General features: G+C 57.6%; 7 protein-coding genes. 6 read left to right on the top strand and 1 reads right to left on the bottom strand.

Going from position 1 to position 5,161, the window contains the following annotated elements; translation table 11 throughout:
* On the bottom strand, positions 1–345 hold a 345-nt coding region (locus AC1DS3_RS34930), incomplete at its 3' end, for an SDR family NAD(P)-dependent oxidoreductase (protein WP_477128979.1).
* A gap of 192 nt (positions 346–537) precedes the next feature.
* Between AC1DS3_RS34930 and AC1DS3_RS34935 the strand changes: the two genes are divergently transcribed.
* The 6 genes from AC1DS3_RS34935 (at position 538) to AC1DS3_RS34960 (ending at position 4,963) form a co-directional block, all read left to right on the top strand.
* The gene (locus AC1DS3_RS34935) at positions 538–1,518 is read left to right on the top strand and encodes a helix-turn-helix domain-containing protein (RefSeq protein WP_441641611.1); all 981 of its coding nucleotides are present in this window, start codon (positions 538–540) and stop codon (positions 1,516–1,518) included.
* Between the two features lie 715 nt (positions 1,519–2,233).
* Positions 2,234–2,944 carry a DUF3577 domain-containing protein gene (locus AC1DS3_RS34940; RefSeq protein WP_477128980.1) on the top strand — a complete coding sequence of 237 codons (711 nt, stop codon included), beginning with the start codon at positions 2,234–2,236 and terminating at the stop codon, positions 2,942–2,944.
* 435 nt (positions 2,945–3,379) lie between these two features.
* Entirely contained in the window at positions 3,380–3,841 is a 462-nt protein-coding gene (locus tag AC1DS3_RS34945; RefSeq protein WP_477128981.1) for a hypothetical protein, read from the top strand.
* A 62-nt stretch (positions 3,842–3,903) separates the two neighbouring features.
* Positions 3,904–4,071 carry a hypothetical protein gene (locus tag AC1DS3_RS34950; protein ID WP_441641625.1) on the top strand — a complete coding sequence of 56 codons (168 nt, stop codon included), beginning with the start codon at positions 3,904–3,906 and terminating at the stop codon, positions 4,069–4,071.
* Between the two features lie 140 nt (positions 4,072–4,211).
* Entirely contained in the window at positions 4,212–4,727 is a 516-nt protein-coding gene (locus AC1DS3_RS34955; RefSeq protein ID WP_477128982.1) for a hypothetical protein, read from the top strand.
* A 98-nt stretch (positions 4,728–4,825) separates the two neighbouring features.
* Complete coding sequence (locus AC1DS3_RS34960) at positions 4,826–4,963, top strand: hypothetical protein (RefSeq protein ID WP_441641623.1); 138 nt, start codon at positions 4,826–4,828, stop codon at positions 4,961–4,963.
* Positions 4,964–5,161: the final 198 nt, after the last annotated feature.

The following is a 5,161-nucleotide window of genomic DNA, read 5'->3' on the forward strand; positions in this document are numbered from 1 at the left end:
CACCAGCACATCCAATTGCTTGATGTTGCGGAACAGCTCTTCAGTGAAGGCGCTGATGGAGTTGTCGTCGCCGATGTCCAGGCGTAACAGCTTGAAAGGGACCTTGCCTACGTGCATTTCAGGCTCGCGGCTGGTACCGATGACGTCGAAGCCTTGCTTGTGCAGGCTGTTGGCGAGCAGCAGGCCGAAGCCCGAGGATGCGCCCGTGATCAGAACTGTCTTTTTCACTTTTACTTCTCCAAAGGTACGGCATGTTGTCTCTGCCATGCAGGCCAGGATTGGTAATTCCCAGTCGGAGTAGGCGGGTTCGAGCTTGGCGACTACTTTGCCGTTGAGGAGTGCCACGCGCACTCGCCAAACGCGCCAATTAAGCTGCGAAACGCGCCAAAATGGCGTACTCTGTTGGCGCGTTCGGCGAGTGCGCTGGCGCGATCGACCGCTTAAACTTCGTTCATGTCTACAGAACACAAACTCCCGCCGAATGATTACCGCGGTCCTGCTTTGGGCTACGCAGTGTGGCCGGGTTGGCGGTTACTGATGCAGGACGCAGGATTGGCGACGCCGAGCGTGCTGCGCCGCGCACAACTMCCGGGCGATCTGTTTGCGCGCGAAAACGTGCGCCTGGACTCGAGGGATTTCTTCAAACTCTGGAGAGCTATCGAGGCCGAAGCCGAGGCTGTGCAGGCAGACTGCCCGGCACCATTGCGCGTTGCGCAGGTGATGTCCTCCGACTGGTTCGACCCGGAGCTTTTTGCCGCGCTCTGCAGCGCCAACATGGCGGGTGCACTTCACCGCATTGCGAAGTACGTCAAGCTGGTTGCCCCGATCGAGATCAACGTGGGACGCACGGCTGCGCACTGCACCGTCACAATCGACTTCCTGGACCGCACGGAGTCTGCGCCGAGCGTGTTCCTGGCGTTCAAGCTGGTGTTCTTCGTGCAACTCGCACGACTCGCTACGCGCAGCCACGTGCAACCGTTGCGGGTAGGTTGGCCCGTTCCGCCGCGATCGGAGTCGGACCTGCGTGCGTACGAGGACTACTTCGGCGTACCGGTCGACTGCACCTCATTGGCCACACTGGTTTTTGCGGCAGCGGACGTTGAGCGCCCCTTCCTGACCGAGAACCACAAGATGTGGTCTTATTTCGAGCCCGCCCTGCGTCAGCGGCTGGCGGAGCTGGACCGAACTGCCAGCATGGTGGAACGACTGCGCAGCGTACTGCTCGAGGCGCTGCCGGCCGGTGAACTGTCGATGAGTGTCGTATGCCGCAAGCTCGGGGTCAGCACGCGGACTCTCCAGCGCAGATTGAAAGACGAAGGCACGAGTTTTCAGGAGACGCTGGACACCATGCGTGAGTCGCTCGCACGACACTATCTCGTCAATTCGTCGATGTCCGGCGCAGAGATTTCCTTTCTGCTGGGCTTCGAGGATCCTAACTCCTTCGCACGGGCATTTCAGGCATGGACCGGAAAGACCCCGCAAGCGGCGCGTTCGGCGCTTAGGAAAGCCCGTTCCTGAAGCKCTTCGCAACCGGAGTCCGGGTTCTGGCAGTTCCTGTCGCCGTTGGAGAAGAGGCGTCTTGGTTMCCGACGGTAACGATCCTCTTGATCCTCAACTGACTGCGACATAGGGTCCCACTAATTGATTTGGCGGGGACTTATTGTGCTTATCGATGCTTCAACGTCCAGACGGTACTGATCGGAGGCTTACACTTATAGCGTCGTCTCAAGACTGCCGAATTGCAGCGGTGGCACGATCACTAAAGGGGCCAAGGACGCGGGCTTTGGCCGTGTCCCACTGCCCTGATTGCCCCCTGTGTCGTCAGTGGTCCACATTCGCGGCCCCTTTCGATTGGGGCCGGCGGTTCGCTATCCGCTATGGGTGGAGTTCCTATAAAAATCAGAGGCTTAGCGAAGATATGGCGGATTTTTTACGAACCACGGCCAATCCTCTATCTTGTGAGATTGACGGCATCCAGAGGTGCTTGACGTCTCTCAAATCTTCGCGTTGAATAGAACCTGTTTTAGCTGGCCTCGGCCCCGTCTGATCTCGGTTATCGGATCAATCCCTGTCAGTTCACCTGACGCCCTTGAACGTTGCTCGGTCCATGAAATGGCAACGGATCCCTCTGGGATCTTGGATGTGATGAAAATCTGATTGATTGTCCCAGCTGGGGGTTCTAACACTCCCGCCGGGATGTGTGGACTCCCTTTTTTCATTCTAGGAGCCCACCATGTCGCAATCCCAATCCGCTTCCCAACAAGCCCAATCGCAGTACTTCGATCTCCACATGTCTGGTATCGGCTATCTCTCACGCGTGCGTGATGTGCCGACCGACAATGGTCCTGTGCTCGCCTGCAATATCGCTGCTCTGCGTGGCAAACGCGATGACGCCCAGTACACGTACTGCGACGTCTACGTTGTCGGCCAACGCGCCAAGGAAATCGTCAAGATGCTCGAGCAGGATGTACTCGCCGATCGGAAAGTCTTGATYGGTTTCAAGCTCGGAGATCCGTCTGCCCAGGCCTATGAGGTTAGGGAGGGCGAATCGCAAGGCGAAATCCGTACCGTGATTCGTGGGCGTTTGCTCAAGATCACGATGGCCAAGGTTGACCAGGAGTTTGTCGATCTGCCGGAAGACGAGAATCAGCAGCAACATCGTCCCCAGCAGAACGACCGACGCTTTGGCAACCCAGGACGTCGCAATGACAACGATTCGCGTGGACGTCAGTTCTCGCGGGATCAAGGTCAAAGCAACGTCCAACGCAACCGCGATGGCCAAGATGACAATTCACGTGCACCGCAGTACGCACGCGATACTCGCCAAGGCAATGCGCAGCAGTCTCGCGATACGAACGGCTCTCAAGGCCGCCAGCTTTCGCGAAACACGAGCCAAAGTACTGGCTACAGCCAACGTCCCCGCCGTACCGGGTCGTATGCTTGAGTCGCTGACCTGGTGGGCTCTGAAGGGGTTCCCCCCTTTCGGAACCTCCAGGTTGTCACAGGATGTTCCCGGTTTGTGCGTTGTCCGGCTAATTCAACGCTCAGCAAGCTTGGCTTGCGCCCTTAGGATGAAACTGAGTCTCTGAAATGGTTTCAGACTGGCTTGCCAGTTGGGGATGTGATGTAAGTTGTTCGCTATGCGCAGGATTACCGGAACTCCCTGAGTCTGTACGCCTCCCAAGCTGCATCCTCACGGATGCGCAGGCTCACAGTAACCGGCCATGTAGCAGCAGGGCGTTGGACTGAACCCCCACGTTCCAATGATTCACCCGCGGCCATCTACTGATGGCTGTCCCCTTTCCACCCTTGCGGGCTGACGCCTCCTGCTCGGGAAACTGGTGCGTCTGCCGCTCAAATACTGACGGGAGATCTCACCATGTATTCGTCTTCTGAACACAGTCTGGTCGACCATTACGTCGATGTTCCACCCGGTTTCGATTTCGATGCCGAGTTTGACGATGGCGTTGTCAGTCCGGGCCACCGCGAGGACCGCGATACCAGGCACGCTCCGTGTAATGACTGTCAGCTCTTTGGCGAGAGTATCTTTTACGAACGCCTCGAAGCCKGCTTATGTGTTGTGCTGGACGAAGGTCTGCCACGGTTCCAACGCTATGCGCAACAAGGCCGGCTCATTGAGCTCGGTTATGCCTTCGACGGCGTGACCCGCTGCTGGTGGCCTAAAGGCGTGATGGTGCAGTGTATTGAGTCGAAGCCTTCCGCCATTACGGAGAAGGATTCAAGGTCGATGGTATTAGCTTTCGACCGGCTCGCTTTGTCTGGGATTTGTTCGGCGAACTCGAGGAAGAGGGCGATCAGTGAGGTGTTGCTGACGCCGTGATGTTTCCACCCACCTGGGGAATCCGTCCCCTGGGATCGATTCCCGTTGTTAGGAGAATCGATATGGAGGGAAATCGCAAATCGTTCTGGCAGCACTGGAACGACTGGTTCGCGCAGGCTTCCGATCATGACCTGGAAGTGCTGGTGCGCTATCTGCGGCTTGCCGCAAAACGCAAGGGAAACACGAGTGTCTCCGGGGACAACCTGGTGCGCCTGTGGATCCGTTGTTGACGTTGGTATCAAACACAGCTTGGCTCCTGTAATGGCTGTGGATCCTTCGGGATCTGGAGTGTGATTGTTTCAACCATCCCGAGGGGACCGCATCCCCGATCGGGGTCATGCCGGAACCCGCATCTTCAAGGAGTCTTGAAATGCAATTCTTGCGCAATCTATCCGCTGGCTTCCATCGCCAACCTGCCCAAAGCGGTCACGTTCCGTTCTGGCAAGGCATGAGCCGGAACTATCCGAAGTTCCTGGTGACGCTGGAGCTTGGGTATGTGCAGCGTCTCACGGTAGGTGTCTCCGCGCCACATGAAGACGGGGCGACATCCATCGTGCGTCGCGCGCTAGACGCCGGCACGCTCTGGAAAGACACCGAGAGCATGCCGATCCTGCAGCACGKGTTCGAGCCTGCCAAAGCGGAACGTCTCATCCAGGGCATGTCGGTGCACGAGGTGGACGACTTGCCGGAGGCGGATTCATCGGTTTCGATGATGCGGTGCTATGACGCATCGTTGACGCTCTTGACCTTCGCTCGGCAGGTGCTGAAGGAGTGTGAGCGCCACCAGGACCTCGATGACCCGGTCTCCGACAGTTTCACTGTGGAACTGGCCGCCGACGACATTCGAAAGCTGGCGAAGTTGGTGAATACGCTCGACGACTGCTGAACGTCGTCTTTCTGTTGATCCCAGCGGGGAAATCGCTTCCCTGCCCAGGGTGACGATTTCCCTCGCCTTCGATATGCATGGCGTTGGAGATGTCACCGATGGAAAACAAGCTGCATACGCAGTTGCTTCAAAAGATGGCGGGCTATCCGCTCGGCTCACAGTCGGAGGCGAACGATCCGATGGTGCTGGTCAAGCTCTTTGATGTCGCAGGGGCTGCGACCTGGTCAGTGAGGTGAAGGCGATGGTGGCGAAGTATGCGTTGAGAGCTAGCAACGCAGTCTGAGCATCGCATCTCACGCAACTTGGAGAGGGTATCGCATTGACCAGACGCTTGCCTTTGTCGACCGGCTGTTGGAACTGGGTGTGGATTACATCCACGCCTCACTGGCCAACMTGTTGACAGACCGGCCTATCGATGACTCTGACGGTCAATC

The sequence above is a fragment of the Cupriavidus sp. 01L46 genome (assembly GCF_056399905.1).

Coding starts and splice junctions, on each gene's coding strand:
- AC1DS3_RS34950 (WP_441641625.1), top strand. CDS start 3,904: ATGGAGGGAAATCGCAAATCGTTCTGGCAGCACTGGAACGACTGGTTC.
- AC1DS3_RS34960 (WP_441641623.1), top strand. CDS start 4,826: ATGGAAAACAAGCTGCATACGCAGTTGCTTCAAAAGATGGCGGGCTAT.